At 61.2% G+C, this 17,169-nt stretch carries 11 protein-coding genes and 1 pseudogene; 1 reads left to right on the forward strand and 11 read right to left on the reverse strand.

Translation table 11 applies throughout. From position 1 onward, the window contains the following. The 11 genes and pseudogenes from KGB25_RS00005 to KGB25_RS00055 all read right to left on the reverse strand — a co-directional run. Positions 1–697, reverse strand: a pseudogene (locus KGB25_RS00005) (hypothetical protein); the annotation flags it as partial. Between the two features lie 56 nt (positions 698–753). Next, positions 754–1,260 (reverse strand): hypothetical protein, encoded by a 507-nt coding sequence (locus KGB25_RS00010; protein ID WP_008030533.1) that lies wholly within the window; start codon positions 1,258–1,260, stop codon positions 754–756. A gap of 4 nt (positions 1,261–1,264) precedes the next feature. Beyond that, a complete protein-coding gene (locus KGB25_RS00015) occupies positions 1,265–1,996 on the reverse strand; it encodes a hypothetical protein (RefSeq protein WP_008037967.1) in 732 nt (243 codons plus the stop codon). A gap of 34 nt (positions 1,997–2,030) precedes the next feature. Next, positions 2,031–3,575, reverse strand: a complete 1,545-nt coding sequence (locus KGB25_RS00020) for an SUMF1/EgtB/PvdO family nonheme iron enzyme (protein WP_008037965.1) — start codon at positions 3,573–3,575, stop codon at positions 2,031–2,033. Beyond that, positions 3,565–4,788, reverse strand: coding sequence for an ABC transporter permease (locus KGB25_RS00025; RefSeq protein WP_223434000.1), 1,224 nt, complete (start codon positions 4,786–4,788; stop codon positions 3,565–3,567). The genes KGB25_RS00020 and KGB25_RS00025 overlap by 11 nt, the downstream gene beginning before the upstream one ends. Continuing rightward, positions 4,772–5,473, reverse strand: a complete 702-nt coding sequence (locus tag KGB25_RS00030) for an ABC transporter ATP-binding protein (protein ID WP_207284936.1) — start codon at positions 5,471–5,473, stop codon at positions 4,772–4,774. The genes KGB25_RS00025 and KGB25_RS00030 overlap by 17 nt, the downstream gene beginning before the upstream one ends. Before the next feature lie 10 nt (positions 5,474–5,483). Continuing rightward, complete coding sequence (locus KGB25_RS00035) at positions 5,484–7,475, reverse strand: vWA domain-containing protein (protein WP_223434086.1); 1,992 nt, start codon at positions 7,473–7,475, stop codon at positions 5,484–5,486. After that, positions 7,475–8,500 (reverse strand): hypothetical protein, encoded by a 1,026-nt coding sequence (locus KGB25_RS00040; RefSeq protein ID WP_223434001.1) that lies wholly within the window; start codon positions 8,498–8,500, stop codon positions 7,475–7,477. Before KGB25_RS00040 ends, KGB25_RS00035 begins: the two co-directional genes overlap by 1 nt. Before the next feature lie 3 nt (positions 8,501–8,503). Beyond that, the gene (locus KGB25_RS00045) at positions 8,504–11,218 is read right to left on the reverse strand and encodes a putative virulence factor (RefSeq protein ID WP_223434002.1); all 2,715 of its coding nucleotides are present in this window, start codon (positions 11,216–11,218) and stop codon (positions 8,504–8,506) included. After that, positions 11,215–14,280 (reverse strand): virulence factor SrfB, encoded by a 3,066-nt coding sequence (locus tag KGB25_RS00050; RefSeq protein WP_008037957.1) that lies wholly within the window; start codon positions 14,278–14,280, stop codon positions 11,215–11,217. Before KGB25_RS00050 ends, KGB25_RS00045 begins: the two co-directional genes overlap by 4 nt. Before the next feature lie 17 nt (positions 14,281–14,297). After that, positions 14,298–15,686, reverse strand: coding sequence for an SrfA family protein (locus tag KGB25_RS00055; protein WP_223434003.1), 1,389 nt, complete (start codon positions 15,684–15,686; stop codon positions 14,298–14,300). A 266-nt stretch (positions 15,687–15,952) separates the two neighbouring features. Here KGB25_RS00055 and KGB25_RS00060 point away from each other — a divergent pair, with 266 nt between their 5' ends. Continuing rightward, positions 15,953–17,164, forward strand: a complete 1,212-nt coding sequence (locus KGB25_RS00060; protein WP_223434004.1) for an aldose 1-epimerase family protein — start codon at positions 15,953–15,955, stop codon at positions 17,162–17,164. The last annotated feature ends 5 nt before the right edge of the window (positions 17,165–17,169 follow it).

Raw genomic sequence — 17,169 nt, forward strand, 5'->3', positions numbered from 1 at the left:
GTTTGGGGGCGGGCACTGGTTCTGGCTCTGGAACCGGTACGGGTTCCGGTTTTGGTTCCACTACAGGCTCCGGCTCCACTACCGGCTCGGGAACAGGCTCAACCGGTTTCTCGATCGGTGTCACCACCGGGGCAACCGGTTCGACTGGGACAACTTTTTCCCGGTGCATAAACCACCAGTAAGCCCAGAGCGCCAGGAGCAACAACAGCAGTGCCAGCAATGCCGCGGCGATCCACCATCCACGGCGCGAAGGCGCCACGGCGGCCACCGGAGCCAGCGGAACCACCGGCGGCACCACCGGTTTTGGCGGGCGCTGGTTCCAGCGCACCACCAAAGGCTCACCGTTGAGGCTGTAGAGTTTGTCCAGCTCGGGAGCGCCGAGCAGGCTGCGCAGGTCATCCGCTTCCGTGGGCTGACCGCGTTTTTGCAGTTCGTCCGCCAACTGTCCAAGGGACGTCTGACGCACTTCATAGGTTTCCAGCAATCGCCGTTGAGCGTCCTCGTTGAGGTCGGCATAGGGCGTGGGTTGGCCACCCAGTTCGGTCCACCATTCCAGCACCTCGCCGCTGCCCATTCGCGGGATGGCGAAGAGGCTGGAGACGGTCGGCGGAAAGTGTTTCTGGATGAGGGCGACTTTGGCTTGCAGCGCACTCATCCCCTCTGGTGTGGCTTGCGCATCCCTGATGACCCGCTGCATGACGTCGATTCCTGAAAAGGCTGCAGGCCTCCGGCGGGAGGCCTGCGGGTGAAAAGTTACTCTTCGTAACCGAGGCTGAATTGCAGTTGATTGACCTTTTTCTGCAGCGCCTTCAGTTGTTCCTGCTTGGCGGCCAGGGCCGCCTTTGAAGGCTTGGCCACCGGTGCAGTCTGCGAGTCCTTGAGCTGCTGTTCGAGCCCGGCGATCTGCTTTTGCACCTGGCTTTCATTGCCATGGCGCGCCTTCAGTGAGGTCAGCAACTTGCCCAGCGACTGGTTCAGTTCAGCCTGGGATTTCTGCTGGCTGGCCAAATCGGTTTTGGTGCTGAGCTGCTGGGCCTGAATGTTCTCGTACACCTGACGGAACATCGCGTTTTGCTGGCGGGACTCGGCCAGGGCCTGTTCCTTTTGTTTGACCTGATCGCTGTAACCACCAGAGTAGTCGCAGTTCATCTTGGTCAGCATGCTGCTGTCGCGATTGGTCGCATCGCATTCGCCCGGCTGAGTCGCGCAACCGCTCAAGGCGAGGACGGCGGTCAGGACCGCCAGTTGTCGTAACGTCATGTGCTTAACCCAGAGTGATTGCGGAGCGCTGGCTGTAGAGACCGTCGACTTCCTTCTGCAAGGCAGCGACTTTCTCGTTCATTTTCAGAATGCTCACATCCACCTGCTTCATCTCGGCGCTGGAGCCTTGGGCGCGTTCGGCATCGGCCACTTTGCTGTACTCGGTGACTTTTTTGCGCATGTTGCTGAGGTCTTTGCGCAAGATTGCGATGTTGTTGTCGATCTCGGCGATTTGCGTCTGGGCTTTGGTCTTGTCGACCTTTTTGCTGGCGATGTCCTGTTTGATCTTGGCGATACGCGCCTGGTCATCCTTGATCACTTGCTGAGCGGTCTCGGTGCGGGCAATCACATTGCGCGTGTCTTGCTCGACTTCGCTGTTCATCTTCGCCAGACGGGTGGAGGTGTCGGCGTATTCGCTGCGACGTTGATCCAGATAATAGTTCGCGCCCATGGCCACGCCACACGCGGTAATACCGGCGGCGATGGCGCAGACCGCCTTGTTGCTGCTGTTGGACAGCGCGCAACCGAGGATGCCGACACCGGCGCCGACGGCGCAGGCCTGGTAACCGGACTTGCTGAAGAACTCCGCGTCATTGCCCTGGGTCAGGCGCGGGTCTGCGCCGTCGCTGCCGCCGAGCATCGAACTGCCGGTGTTGGCGCAACCAGTCAGCAACAGGCTGCCGGCAACGACGAATGCGATCTGTAGTTTGAAGCGAGTCCAAAGGCTGCGCGACATGGTGAAACTCCTCGATGACGGTGTTGACGTGTTGTTATTGAGTGACGGTCTTGCAGCTGGTCAGCCAGGCGTCAGTGTCGATCTTCTGTTTTTGCAGGAAGGTCTTCTGATTCGCCCAGTGCGTGCGCAAGTAGGGTTTGAGGTCCTGAAGCTGTTTGTTGCGAGTAATGATTTCTTCCATCACCGGAACCTGTGCCTCGAGCAGCGGCTGACCGTACAACGTCGCCGACTCCACCAGGCTGCTGGCGTAGTAACGGCTGAGTTTGTGCAGGCGATCCTTCTGCTCGTCGAGCTTGCCCTTGCGCATGTCGCAACTGGCGTCTTTTTCGGCGGCTTCGCAATTGAGCTTGTAGTTTTTCTGCAGGAAATCCACGTACTGGCCGTCGTCGAGCATCTTGGTGCACAGGAACGCACCCAGATTGAGGCTGGCGCGAATCGCCTGGTCGCGGGTTTCTTCCTGCTGCTGGTTGCTGGCGCGCAGCTGGTTTTCCAGGGCCTGGAGCTTTTCCTTGAGCGCTTTATCTTCAACACCCGAGGCCAGTGTATTCAGCGACTGAACCGTGCCTTTGTCGGCGGATTCGGTTTCCTTGCTGCCGGTGCCGAGTTTCTTCCAGCTGTTTTCGATGCTGGCCACGCGTTCGCGAGAGGTCAGGGTCGGCGAGACCAATACCAGGCGCAGGCCGGTGGTTTTGTTTTTTACCTGGCCTTCGGCGTTGTAGTACGGCTCTTCCTTGCGCAACGCGGTGCGCAGGTCGGCCTGGGCGGTCAGGTAATTGCCGCCCCGCACGACGTAACCACCGGCCTGGCCATGCTGGCGGTCGAGTTTGTTCAGGCGAAACGGCTCGAACATCATTTCGTCAACGTTGCCGAGCATGTCGTGAAGGCCCAGCGGATTGGGCTTTTGCAGGCCGGACAACTGCAATTTGCCGTTGGACGATTGCGCCCCGGCAAACCACTCGTAAGCGTTGATGCCGTCGGGCATCGGGTAGCGTGTATCGCGGAATTCCGCCGCACCGACTTCCAGGCCACCGCGCGCGGCGAACTCCCACTCGACTTCCGTCGGCAAACGCAGGAAGCCCAAGGCGCCGTCTTCTTTCGGCAGCTTGCCGGCGGCGTTCTTGCGCAGCCACAGGTTGTACTTGTCAGCCGCTTCGACGGCTTGCACCCAGCTCACGGCCACTTGCGGCAGGCGCATCTTGGTTGCTGCGGTGGGGCAGGTTTCATCGGTCAGGGCGGCGTACTGCAACTGACTCATCTCGTACTTGGCCATCAGGTAGTAGCGGGATTTGTCGTTCTTGGCGCCGGTGAAACTGCCGGCGATAAACGTCGGTCGAGTCTGTTCGACATAGCCGTATTCCGCGCCGTCCTGACCGATGTTGATCGGGTAGTCGTCGAGCGGTCCGGTGACCGGAATGAACACCTTGCGAAACACCATCGAGCCTTCGCACGGCATCGGCAAAACGACGTCGCTGGCTTCGGGCATCGGGTTGTAATACTTCTCTTCCCAGCCCGCCGCCGAAGCGTCGAGCAAGTAGCCCAGGCTCAGGGGCAACAGCAAGCCAAAACGTTTATAGCTCACGCAGACTCTCCGCAGGTTGGATGCTGATGGCGCGCACGGCGCCGATCACGGCCACCAGTGTAGCGACCAGAAAGGTCAGAAGCAGGGCGGCGAGGCCATGCCAGAGTGTGATGTGGCAGACAAAGGTGCCGGTGGCCTGGCTGCTGCCGAGCAAGTAGTCGAACAGATGACTGCCGACAGCGTAAAACCCCAATCCGCCGAGGTAGCCGGCCAGGCTCAGCAACAGCGCTTGCACGACCACGAAACCGGCGACCGCCGTGCGATTGAACCCCAACAGGCGCAGGACCGCGAGGCTTTTACGCTTGCGGTCGATGTTGGCCAGGAACGCGCCGACCATCGACGCCACACAGCCAATCAATGCCGCCAGGGCAATAACACCGAAGATCAGCCCCAGCACATGGTTGATGGCTTTGACGTTGTCGATGTCGGCCAGTCGGCTCGAGGTTTCGATGTGTTGTTCGTTGAGCCAGCGCTCCAGCGGCGCCACTTGGTCGATGTCGTGTGCATACACGCGAGCGCGGGCATACAGCGGTTGCAGATCACCCAGAGGCTTGCCGGTGGTGATGCCGAACGCACTGACCTGATAGCCATCGCGAAAGCGCTCCAGGTCCAGCAGCAACGGCGGGGCGACAAACCCGGCAGCGCGGCCGAAACGGGCGCCATCGAGAATCGCCAGCACGCTCAGCGTCATTTCGCCGCGCTCATTCACGCCTTCCAGACGACGCAGCACGCGCAGTTGCACGCGATCGCCGACCTTGGCCTGCAAGCGTTGCGCGGCGCGGGCGCTGAGGATCACTTGATCGCCGGTGGGGTTGAGTTGCGGCAGGTTCAGTTGCGGGTCGCCGGGTTCGGTGGCGATGATTTCTGCACCTTCGACGAAGCGTTGCATGCCCATCAGCAAATCCGCCTGGGTGTTGAGCGAGCGTGTCTGGCCGAGGGCAAAACCGGTCTCGGGACGCTGGCGCAGACGCTCGATCCAGGCACTGTCGTAGTTGCCGTTGCTGAGCATCTTCACTTCGAGGTTACGCGGGTCGCGCAGCAGTTCGTCCTGCAACTGGCTGACCACCCCGTGCTTGAGGCCGAACAGCAACAGCAACGGCGCGATCACCGCCACCAATGACGCGGCGATGCACAGCGACACCTTGCGGTCGTGCCACAGGTCTTGCAGGGCCAGGGTGCCCAGCAGGCGCAGTCGGTCAGTCCATCGGTTCAAACAGAGTCTCTCCCTGGCGGCTGATAGCGCCGAGTCGCGGCAAGCCGAAATCCTTCAACAAGGCCCAGTCATGGGATACCACGAGCGCACTCAGGCCCATGCTCGACACCAGGCTCAGCAGCAATTCAAACAGGCGCCGGGCGCTGTGCGGGTCGAGCGCGGCGGTCGGTTCGTCCGCCAACAGCAGCAGCGGTTCATGGGCAATGGCGCGAACGCAGGCCACGCGCTGGCGTTCGCCGATCGACAGTGCCTGCGGCTTTTTATCCAGCAGTCCTTGCAGACGCAATACCTCAACCGCGTGGTCGATGTGCGCGCTGTGTGCCGACATGCCGAGCAAACGGCGCGGCAGGCTGATGTTGTCGCGCACGCTCAGAAACGGCAGCAGGCCGCCACTTTGCAAAATGAACCCCAGATGCCGCGAACGTACCGCCGCCAAAGCCGGTTGATCATCCGTGGCAAGCAGTCGGGCGATGTCCTGATCCTGTTTTGCGCCCAAGCGAAAGCGCTCAAGCTCGACCGGTGCCAGCAGCAGGCCGATGGCCTCAAGCAATGTGCTTTTGCCGCTGCCGCTCTCGCCGGTGATGGCGAGGATTTCCCCGCCGCCGATCTGCAAGTGCGGCAGGCGCACATGATGGGCCAGCGCGCCTTCACCACGGCGCACCAGCAAGTTCCTGATATCGAGCATGGGCGTCTCGTTAAGGCATCATTTCCAGAGGCACCGGGTACACGTTGTCCCGCGCATCGCTGTCCTTGGCCAGCGCCACCCAACGGTCGACGTCAGCGTTGTAACGCTGGTAGTGCCGCAGTTTGGTGTTGAGCGTACGGATGAATTTCTCCTGCGCCAGACCGTCCCAGCTTTTCCAGGTCTCTTCATCCAGGTTCAGCACTTCGCTCTGGTACGGCAGGTCTTCGATGTATTCGCCGAGCACGCCCATGTCCGCCAGTTTGGCGTTGTTGTTCTGCTTGAGCTGGTTCGGATCGGCGCCCATGGTCGCGGCCACCGAGCGCAGGCGGTCGAACATTTCTGTCGGCGAAATCAAGCCTTCGTTGGCAGCGTCGAGAATTTTCTTCATCACGTCGCTCAAGTCGCTGAGCTGGGACTTGGTCAGCAACACCCGCACGTCGGTGGTCGGGATGTTCTGCTTGATCAGGTCACGGTCGGTGATCCAGGCCTTGAACACCGGCGGGGACTTGCTGTTGTTCTTCTCGCCCAGATAGGCCAGTTGCATGGCGTGGCCGATCAGTGCGGCGTCCTCGAGCATTTTCTTCTCGGCCGGGTCCTGCTTGGCGTTCGCCGCGCTGCCGATGGCGTCTTCGCCCATGTAGGCGGCTTTCACCTGTGTAGTGATCGCGGTGGCCAGTGCGTCGACCTTGCGCCCGAACTCCTGCACATCACCCGCATTCACCGGGTAGTACAGCGAGGTGTTGGTGCCTGGGTAAGTCGACAGGTTCTGGTACTGCGCCTCGGCCTTGGCGTGATCCTTGACCCCGGCCGGGGTTTTCAAGTGCAAGGTGTAAATCGCCACGCCCGGGTTGGCCGCTTCAATGCGCACCTGTGCAGCGCTCAAACCGGTCTTCGACAGTTTGTCGTCACCTTCGATGGCGCCCGCGTCGGTGATCAACACCACGTAGCGCGCACCGAATTGGCTCCAGTCGACCTTGTCGATACTCTCCATGACGCCGGCAAAGGCATCCTCATCGAAGCTGCTGCTCGACACTTTGGCCTGTTTGAGGTCGGCGATCTTGGCGAAAAAGTCGGCGCTGTCTTTCACCTTGGTAGGGTCGGCGTACATCTTGGTGGTGTATTCCAGCCCCGGCACCGCCTGGGTATTGGAACGGAAAGCCACCATGCCGAACTTGACCTGCTTGCCGAGGTTCTGCGATTCGATCTGCTGATAAACCTTGCGAATCGCTTCGCGGGTACGGTCGATGTACGGGTCCATCGAAATCGTCGAGTCGATGACAAACACCACCGCCGCGCTGAATTCCTTCAGTTGGCTGGCGGCCATGTCTTCTGCCTCTTTGCCACCGGACGCATTTTTGCCAGCCGCGCCCTTGGTGTCTTTTTCGTCGGGCTTGCTGACCGATGCGACATTGAGCAGGCGCGTGCGAAAGCCCGCTTCGGTCATGACTTCTTCGCCGCTGAGCACGGGCAACAGGTAGAACTGCTTTTGCAGGTCGACGAAGTATTCAGGTTCTTCGGCCAGCACGCCGGGTGCTTGCTTGCCCTTTTTCAACGTGGCGCGCAGCGGGGCGACTTTGCTCACCGGGTCCGGTGCATTGAGAATGCCTTCGACCGTGGTGCGTTCCTTGAAGAACAGCAGCCGGTCGCGGTTGGCCGGGTTGGTGAAGGCCAGGGTCAGCTGCATTTTCCAGTCGGTGGTGCAGCTTGCAGGCAGCCAGCCAATGGTTTTGCCATAACTGTCGGGGCCGACTTTCAGCCACTCGGCGTTTGCCGCCTGGGCGCGTTCGTACACGTAGAAACGGCTGAACACCGGTTGCGCCTCGCCTGCCGCACCGCCCGCCGTCGGGCTGACTTTGCAGCCCGGGGTGGTCAGCACGCGTTGGAACAAGGTCTTTTTACCGGCCTGGATCAGCGGTTTGTCATCAGCCTGGGACAACGGGCTGATGCACAGCGCCAACAAGGCGGCACTGCTCAGCAGGAAACGACTCACGGGTGAACGCATCACTTCTGCAACTCCTCGAAACGCTGCTTGGCTTCGGCGTTGTTCGGGTCCTGGGTGAGGATCGTTTCGTACCAGTAGGCCGCGGTGGCGTTATCCGCTACCGGGAAGCACTCGCTGGCCTTCAGGTATTTCGGGTCGTATTCGCGGGCATAGGCGTTGGCGATCAGCGCGTCACCGGCCTGGGCGCGGTTGGCGTACAGGCGCTGGGCGACACCGCAGTGTTTGCCGGCCTTGGCTTCGTTGATGATTTCCAGCAGCTTGGCGCTGTCGGGTGCCGCCTTGATGCAGGTCTGGACGAAGGTCAGCTCGGGCAGGCTGTTCATGCTTTCCAGCGTGCAGGCTTGTGCGTCGGCACCGGCCGGTGCGGCGGCCGCGACCGTCGGGGCAGGCGCCGGCGTGCGTTTGTAGAACCAGAACCCGGCCGCTGCCGCCAGCAGCAATACCAGCACAAGCGCGAGGCCGAGCAGGCCTTTGTTGCTCTTCTTCACCGGTGGCGGAGCAGGCGTGTATTCGCGTTCGTTGGGCACCGATTCCAGTTCGATTTCTGGCTCGGCGGTGGGCAAGATCAATTCCGGCAGTTCCGGGATTTCCGGGATCTCAGGTGCCGGTGCCGCCGGCGCGGTCAAATCTGCGCCGCCATACGTCGAGCGCGTCTGGCCACCCGCCGTGGATGGCAACAGCCCGACGCCTGGCCGGACCACGCCTTTGTCGGCATGCCCCAGGCTCTGCTCGCGCAGTTCGATCTGGAATTGCGAGTTGGCGCTGCCTTCCAGCAGCGGGTCGACCACTTCCGGGCCGACCTGGGCTTCAAGAGCTTCGCCACTGGCGGCGACAGTGAAGCGCGAAACCTTGAACCAGAACGGGTTGTTGCTCCAGGCCTGTTGGTCCTGGAGGTAGAAACCGTCCTGGTTACGCTGAATGGAGAATTCCAGCTGTTCTTCGCCACCCTGCCATTTCTTCACAGTAAGGCAGGCCCGGCCAGGCACATTGGGCTCTAAGGCGAGCAGGTCGACACGAATTGGCATTGCTTATCTCGCTGCGAAGGCTGTGAGCACTTGGCCCAGCCGTTCGTTCTGTTCAGGGGTGATTTCGCGACCGGCACCATGGCCGGCGTTGTCCTGCGTGATACAGGCCAGGCCCGAAAGCCAGTCGCCGAGATACCGTTGCGCTTGGTTCGCCGGTTGCGGCGGCAGCTCCGGTACTTGTCCCGGACCGATGTCGGTATAGAACGAGAACAAGGGCGCTTTGGCACCGGTCCGGCTAGGTGGGCGCTCGCTCACGGGTTTCTGGAGGTAGCCGAACCAGGACACGAAATCGCGCAGCACGCGTTGTACTTCCAGTACCTGGCGCTCGACCAGTTGATCGCGACGCGCACCGCTCTGGGCACGCTTGAGGACGGCGCGGCTCAGTTGCCCCGGCAAATCCTGGCGATAACCGGCAGTGATCAGCTCGTCGACCACCGCTTCGAGCAAGGCCTTTTCCAGCCCCAGCAGGTTGAGCAGGCTTTGCCGGGTGGTCAGTTCGCGCAAGTGCGCGACCCAGGCCTTGAAGGCCGCTTTGGCAAAACGGTGTTCGTTGCTTTGCAGTTCCGGGACCGGCGTGTGGGGCTTGCTGCTGGCCGGTGGGCTGTCAGGGCTGGCGTCATCGCCGAAATCGAAATCGAAACCGGCGTCGTTGCCGTACAGGCTCTGGCTCGGTGTCAGGGCGACCGGCTCATCGCTGACCGCTGGCTCGTCATCGGTTTCGTACACGCCGCTGAGGTACAGGTCGCGCACCTCTTCGCTCGGCATGTCGAGTTGATCGATGAGTTCGCCCAGTACCGCCGGACGACGGCCCAGGGTCGACAGAATCATCTGCGCCTGGGCTTTCTTGGCAGCGGCGGCGCCGTCACCGTCGGCGTGATACCAGGTGCTCAGACCATGCGTGGTCAGGCCTTCAAGGCATTCGTCCAGCTGCTCGCGGATGCGCTGCAGTTTGAATTCGATATTGGCCACGCCCTTGAAACTGCCGCTGAAGTGACTGATGCCACCGTCATCGTTGCGCAGCATTTCTTTCCAGGTATTGGCGGGATTGCTGACGTGTTTGCACACCAGCGCGTTGCTCGCAAAGCTTTCGCCCAGCGCATCGACGCGTTCCTGGTAACTGGCGTTGATCCCGGTTTCGGCGCCGCTGGCGTCCTGGACGATGAATGCCGCGTCCATGCGCGGTTTACGCACCAGGAAGGTGTTCTGGAACGGCGTGCCGGCCCAGTCGTTCATCCAGCTCAGGCTGCCGAAGCGCTCCAGCATGGTCAGCTTGACCATGCCGTTCCAGCTCTCGTCGTACTGATCGGGCGTCAGGCTCAGGGAGTTGGTGATGCGCAGGTCGAGCATGGTCAATGCCCAGATCAGACCGGTGTCGCGTTTGCTGCGAGCGGCCGCGTCGGCGCCCTGGGTTTTTTCGATCCAGCGCGTCAGCACCGGGCCAACGTCGTTGACGTCGCTTTGTTTGGTCGAGCCGGTGCACACCACCAGCGCGTTCATTTCCTGGTTGTCGGTGTAGCGCTCAAACAGGTACGCGACCTTGCCGCGCAGAATCAGCTGCGAGACGGAGTTGTCCTTGGTGGCGGATTCCGGGTCGTTGGAGTTGGCGATCTCGTGCAGCTTCTTGCGTCCGCGATAGCCGGGGAAGTCGAGCAGATCGACCTGGTTGACGATGTCATCGGCCGGGGCTTCGATCAGGCCGAACGTCATTTCCGCCGTGAGTGCCGCCAGTTGCGCGACAGGAATGCCCTGGCTGTTTTGCAGGCGACCGTCGATGCGTGGCCGCACGTCGATCGGCAAGTCCCGCGGGCTGCCGAAGCGCTCGAGGATGTCGACGTTCATGATGCTGTCGCGCTGGCTGTAAGTGTCGTTTTCGAAACTCACCAAAGCCTTCAACGGCGCGAATACAGTTTCGGGCAGGCCCAGCTTGTGCAGCGCGCCGGCCAGTTGCTGATACACGCGCGTCAGCTCGCTTTGCTCACCCCAAAGAATGGCGAACAGCTCGGCACGTTCCTGGAAATTCAGGCGTGGCGCGAGCTGCAAGGCTTTCGGCCAATACAGGTGCTCGAGTTTTTTCACCGAGTTACGGAAGTTGTCCCGCAGGTAATCCCACAACGACACCAGATCGTCGGCGCTGACACCCGGCTGCATCGGCCCGGTCTCGCGACCTTCGAACGGCTTGAGGACTCGCTGGATGCGTTCTTCGTCAATCTCGTAGGAAATCCGTTCAAGGTCGAAATCCTTGAACCAGGAGTTGGCGAGAATCTTCGCCAGCTCGATTTCCTTGAACAGCGTCAGCTCCACCGGGAAATCCGGGTCCTGGCTCGGTGTGGCCCGCCGGCTGAAGCGCGTCACCAGGCCGGTGGCTTCCTTGCCGCCACCCACCGGGTTGATGTGCTTGATGAAGTCCAGGCGCTGGCCGCCGAAATCGGTTTCCAGTTTGCCGTTCTGCCCGGCCGCGAGGGCCGAGATCAGGTAGGACTTGCCCGCCTGGGACAAACCGAAAAAGCCGATGGTCATCGGCGTGCAGGCCACGCGACCGAGGCTGTGAGCCAGGTTGCGGGCGCGATGCAGGCGGATGTTCAGGTTGTCGGCTTCGCTGTCCAGACGTGGCGCGTTGACACGGGTCTGGCCAATCCATTCCAGCGCCTGACCGGCACCTTCATAAACAGCGGCCCAGCGGGTAGAGAGCTGATGTTGATCGGGGGTCAGGTCATTCATTTGCGTTTCACACTTCCACTGTCGAGCCAGTACTTGGTCTCGCTCAGGCCGGCGTCGAGCATGGTGTTGAGTTCCAGCTCGAGGTCGCTGCGCGGGTTGAAGTTGACGTTGCTGCAGTTGGATTCGATGTTGCGTACCGAGAGGCGGTCGCTGACCAGATCCTGCTTGCGTGTGTACTTGTCCGCCGGTTTGACCTCGAAGCGCACCTTGAGCAGCGGCGCGCTGCCGTTTTCACCGATCGCACGGGAGAACTTCTCCCGACCGGCCTTGGTGAAGCGCAAGGTGTACAGCGGCGAAGCGGCCCAGCGGTCGGCGGCCAACTGACGGAAACCGAGGCGCAGATCGCCGCGCATTTCCAGCTGAGGCGTGTCGGCGGCGTCGCCCGTGCCGATTTCCGGCAGCTTGATTTTGTAGTCTTCGGACTGAATGTCGCGGTACAGCACGTCGGCATCCTTGATCACGTTGTTCAGGTCGATAACGCCGATGTTTTTGACCGTCGAATACGGTTTGAGTGCCGAAGCGCGGAAGTAGAAGTTCGGCACACTGTGGTTGGCGCACAACAGGCACAGCATCGCGCCGACCGAAGCGGTGCTTTTCGGGTCGTCGATCAGGCCGTTCTTGTGGAACGGGTACCAGCCGCCAGTGCGGTAGTTCTGCAACGCCAGGATGCGCCCCGGTGGCAGCGGCAACACCTTGCGGATGAACGCCTGAATGCCGGGCAGGCGCGAAGGGCGGCCGGTCAGCAGCAGGACGTCGCACGGGTAATGCGCGACCACTTCACACAGCGCACCGAGGATCTTGGTGATGTTGATCTGATCGTTGAGGAATGCGGCATGGAGCTTTTGCAGGTCGAAGCTGATCAACGAATCGTAGAGGTCAAAGGCGCTTTGGCTGCCGACATCACGACGCACGGCGGCATTGACGTAATCGAGCACGGTCTGGCTGATTGCGTTGTCGCCCAGCAATTGGCGGTACGTCTGGGTGCTCACTTCCTGCTGGTCTTGCGGGTCGTAATGCTCGTAGGCCTTGAGCAGCGCCAGGCCCAGTGGGGCAAAAACCTGCAGGTTCAGTTGCTGGCGCAGGATCATGTCCTGGGCGCTGACCGATTCATCGCCACACAGCCGCGACATCAGCGAGACGGGCGATTTGACGCCGGAGATCTGCAAGGCTTTTTCGAAGCTCGGCAGGACGAAGTCTTGAATCACGTCCAGCAGAATGTCGTCGCCGGCCACTTTGAAGCCATCGCGAAAACGCTGCTCGGGCACGATGTGCACGTTGCTGCCGCTGCCGGTGTTGCCGGCGCGGTCGAGGCGATAGTCGGTGATCACCAGGTCGGTGGTGCCACCGCCAATGTCGATGGTCGCCAGGGTGATGCGTTCACGGTCGGTTTTGTCCGGCCGGGCGAGGGTGTCGAAAAACTCTTCCGGGTGACCGGCGAAGTTCTCGTTGACCTCGGTGTACAGGTACACCAACTGGCCGCAGGAGGCTTCGTCCCATTCGACGCGGATGCTCGGGATCGGCGTGCGCGGGCTGACGGCCTGGTCCTGATGCGGATCTTCCTCGCCGGCATGCCAGCCGAGGCTTTTCCACACCAGGCCGATGGCTTGCTGCATGCGTTCGTTGAGGATGCTGCGCTCGGCCTGCGGCATACCCGGCGGCACGGTCAGGGTGATGCTATTGAGCTGGCGCGGCACACGGGTGTGACCCTGGCGAGAGCGCTGGGCCGGGCTGTTGATTTGCGACAGCGCCTGGGCCAGGACTTCGGCGAGCATGAACGTCATCAGCGAGCTGCGCGAATAACGCGGCATGAACACCGGCAGACGATCGTCTTCTTCGAGACTGTAAAGCGCTTCGCCGGTTTCGTTGATCAGGTGCGAGAACGGCGCTGCAGTGGCGTACGGCTCGCTGTCGGTCTTGATGTACGAGCAGTTGAAGCGCCAGCCGTGGCCGTAGGCGTTTTCGTCCCACAGGTAGCGTTTCGGGCTGGACAGCCCGGTCGAGCCTTCGGTGCCGCGACGACGGCTGGCCAGACGACTGGCCTCGTTGCCGACACGGGCAATCGTCGCCCACTGGAACGCATCATGCCGGCCGCTTTTGACCGAGCAGTGGTCCTTGCCGAAGTATGCCTGGGCGAATTCCACACGGCTTTCGAACGGCAGGTTGTAAGTGTGTTCGGGGGTGATCAGGTCGCGCAGTTCCAGCACGTAGTTCTGTTTCAACCCGGAACCGGCCTGACCGTGGTTCTCGATCAGAATGCCGCAGGTGCGCGAGTTGCCGACGTCCAGCACCAGGTCCACCGGAATCGGTTTGACCAGGCCATTGCTGTCGTTGGCAACCACCTTCAATTCAGGGATTTCAACTTTCGGCCGGGCAGTCGACTGCTCCGCCGCCGATGGCTTGCTCAGAAGGCTTAGCAAGTTGAGGTAGTGCGCCAAGTGATAGTTGGCGCGGATGTCGGTGTCCAGCTCTGCGCGCGAGCGGTGGGCATTGCCCTCGTTGAATACTTCCAGCAGCCATTCGTTGACCCACGGCTGGGCCAGGAACCAGCGGGTTTCGCTGGCCTTGGTCGCCAATTTGAAGGACACGCCGGAGCTGATGTCTTCTTCGTTCGGCGCCAGGTAAGCGGTGCCGTCACGCTTGGGCATCACGCGGCTGTCGAAGGCCATCGTCAGGCGGTGGGTGTTGCCGTCGATGTCGGGCGTCGCCAGTTTGACCAGGCGCATGCGCGACCAGTTGGTCGGGCCTTCGTCGAAGCGGTGCGGCGGCATGAAGCGGAAAAACGGGGTCGGCAGCCAGACACCGTCGAGCAGCTCGAGGCTGCTTTTCATGTCGACGCTGAACGCCGGTTTGGCCTTTTCGACCTTTTCCGGCTCCGGCTCGTAGAAAAAGAAGTCTTTCTCTTCGTTGTATGACAGGCGGCAGATCAACCCGCTGATCATCGGCGCGAACTCGCCCGCCGGTTCTTTGCGAGGGTCCAGGCGCAGGGCGAAATCCATGAACTGGATGCCGGTGTCGCTGACCAGCGTGACGGTGTCTTCGAATTGGGTGACTTCAGGCAACATGTCGGGTTATTCCGTTTTTATTCGGCCACGTGCCGCATGGACATGGGGAATTGTTCTTTGCCGTAACCGCCGGTGCAGTCTGCGACTGTGGTCGCCCCTTTGCGGCAGTTGACCTTGGGCATGTCGTAAGTGCTGCCATCGCCACACACGGCCTGGCCCTGACTGTCGATGGCCAAGCTGCCACCCTTCATAGTAGCGCTCACCGGCCCGGTGCATTTCGTGCCGTCGGCCTGGTGTACGGTGACTTCGCCCTTACCGTCCTTGAGCTGGTATTCCAGACGCAGCGGTTTGCCGGTCCGGCGGTCCTGAATACCGGCGCCGGCGCGGAACTGACCGTCGAGGAACTTGGCGGCACCGTCGGCGGCGTCCGGTGGAATGCTCAGGGGAGGGCCGGGTTTTGCGGCGGCGGATTTTTCGGCCTCGGGCGATGTGATATCCGGCGGCGCGGTTTTGTTTTCGGGCGGGGTGGCGGGTGATTCGGCTGCCGGGTCTTTCGCTGGGTCTTTGGCCAGGTCGGCCGGCGCTGCATCTGCCTCGTTGCCCTCGACCGCCGGCGCTTCCACTCCTTGGGTTTCGGTCACGGCGGTACCGGTGCCGGTTCCAGTGGTAGAGCCTACAACGGTGCCCGTCACCGGAACGCCGTTCAGCGTCGTGGCATTGCCGGTCAGTTGCGGTTCTTCCAGCTGTTTTTCCACCGGCACGATGCCCTCAGGCAGCAGGTCTACCGCCACCAACGGAATCGGCACGCAACCACGCAGACCAAGCAACAGCCACAAAAGCAGTAGCAGGAACGGCAGCAGCAACAGCCACCACCAGCGACGCCACCACGGACGAGCAACCACCGGCACGACGGGCGCAGCTACAGGCGCAACGACAGGCGCGGCTTCGACCACAGGGGGCAGCGTAAACGCGGGCGGAGCCTGATAGAGGCAGTGCAGGGGATCGCGATTGCCGGTACCGGCATGCTCGAAACCCCAAAAGGTCAGCACCGGCTTGCCTTGCACCAGGTAGACGAAATTCTCATCGGGGAAATGAATCACGCGCTTGAGCAGCTTGCCGAACACGGCTTTGTCGCCTTGCTGCTGTTCGCCGGATTCAGTGCCCAGGAAACGCTGGCTCAATTCCTCGAGCGCGGTTTTCAGCGCTTCAAGTTGGCGGCGGGCAGGGACGCGTTCTTCTTCGGTCGCACTGCTCCACGGGATCACATCGCCGTCGAGGCCGCTGTACCAATCGATCTGGTTACCGAGCTCATCGCTTTGAGGGATGGCCAGATGATCGACCATTTCGGGGTTCTTGCGGCGAATGGCTTCGCGCAATTGCAAGGCCGCCCGGTATACCGGTTGACCTGTTTCGCCCAAGGCTGTGAATGACCCGCTCTTACCGCTGCGTAATAGTGCCCCGCGCATTCAAACTCCATATGTTCTGTTGCGCAAAAATGACAGACAAAGGTGTCTGTTCTTGCTCCTGCAATTAGCTGGCGACCTTAATGTCATAATGATGTCGCCGTCAATCATCCGGAGGTCCAAAACCGTATGAGACTAGCGTAAGCGTGCGGAGGTTGCATGGGGTCAATTTAAATTGGCTTGGGAAGGCTTGGGTATAAGCTTTTGAAGCTTGCTGAATCGTTTCATCAGCGCTATAAAAAATGCACAACTCCAAGAAAGGCCTCCCCATGACTCCGCTCAAATTCGTCGTTGCCTTTGGCGCTCTGTCCGCTTCCCACGCCATGGCTTGGGATTACGTCCTGCTCGACAGCGACAAGGCTGCTCAAAACTGGCAGATCACCAGCCAGCAACTCGGTGTGAAAACCGACAAACCCTTCTCCGTGACCCTTCGTAACTTGCACGGTGGTCGGCAGGAGGGTGTCAGCATCGTCGACATCGATAACGGCACGATGAAACTCTCGGTGGTGCCGACCCGTGGCATGAACGTCCTGCAGGCATCGGTCGGCAATGTGCGCATGGGCTGGGATTCGCCGGTCAAGGACGTGGTCAATCCGTCCTTCATTGAGCTCAACGGTCGCGGCGGACTCGGCTGGCTCGAAGGTTTCAATGAGCTGGTCACCCGTTGCGGCTACGAATGGGTCGGCCACCCCGGCGTCGACAACGGCGAACTGCTGACCCTGCATGGCCGTGCTGCCAACATTCCGGCCAGCACAGTCACGCTGCATATCGACGAAAAACCGCCTTATGCCATCAGCCTGCGTGGCGAACTGAAAGAACAGGCCTTCAAGAAAGTCGACTTCTCGGTGATCACCGAGCTGGTCACTGAGCCCGGCAGCGCAGCGTTCACACTCAACGATACCCTGACCAACAACGGCGACTATCCGAAGGAATATCAGGCGCTGTACCACAGTAACTTCAGCACGCCATTCCTGGAGCAGGGCGCCCGTTTCGTTGCGCCGGTCAAACAGGTGTCGCCGTTCAACGACAAGGCCAAAGGCGATCTGCCGGACTGGCAGACTTACCGCGCGCCGACCAAGGACTACGACGAGACGGTTTACAACGTGGTGCCGTATGGCGACGCCAAGGGTGACACATTGACGGTGTTGCATAACAAGGCAGGTAGCCTGGGCGTTTCGGTCGGCTTTAACACTAAAACGCTGCCCGTGTTTTCGCTGTGGAAAAACACCGATACCCAAGGCCAGGGCTATGTCACCGGTCTCGAGCCGGGGACCAGCTTTTCCTATAACCGGCGCTATCAGCGGCCGCTGGGGCTGGTGCCGACGATTGCGCCGAAGGAGCACAAGCAGTTTCAGATCAGTTACAGCTTGTTGGCGGACAAGGGCGCTGTGGACCAGGCGCTGAAGCGCGTGAGTGATATTCAGGACGGGCGGGAATCCGAGGTTCGGCAGACGCCGTTGGTGGATCTGACGAAGGAGTGATGCCA

The sequence above is a fragment of the Pseudomonas sp. BF-RE-21 genome (assembly GCF_019947305.1).
GTDB classification, from domain to species: Bacteria; Pseudomonadota; Gammaproteobacteria; order Pseudomonadales; family Pseudomonadaceae; genus Aquipseudomonas; species Aquipseudomonas migulae.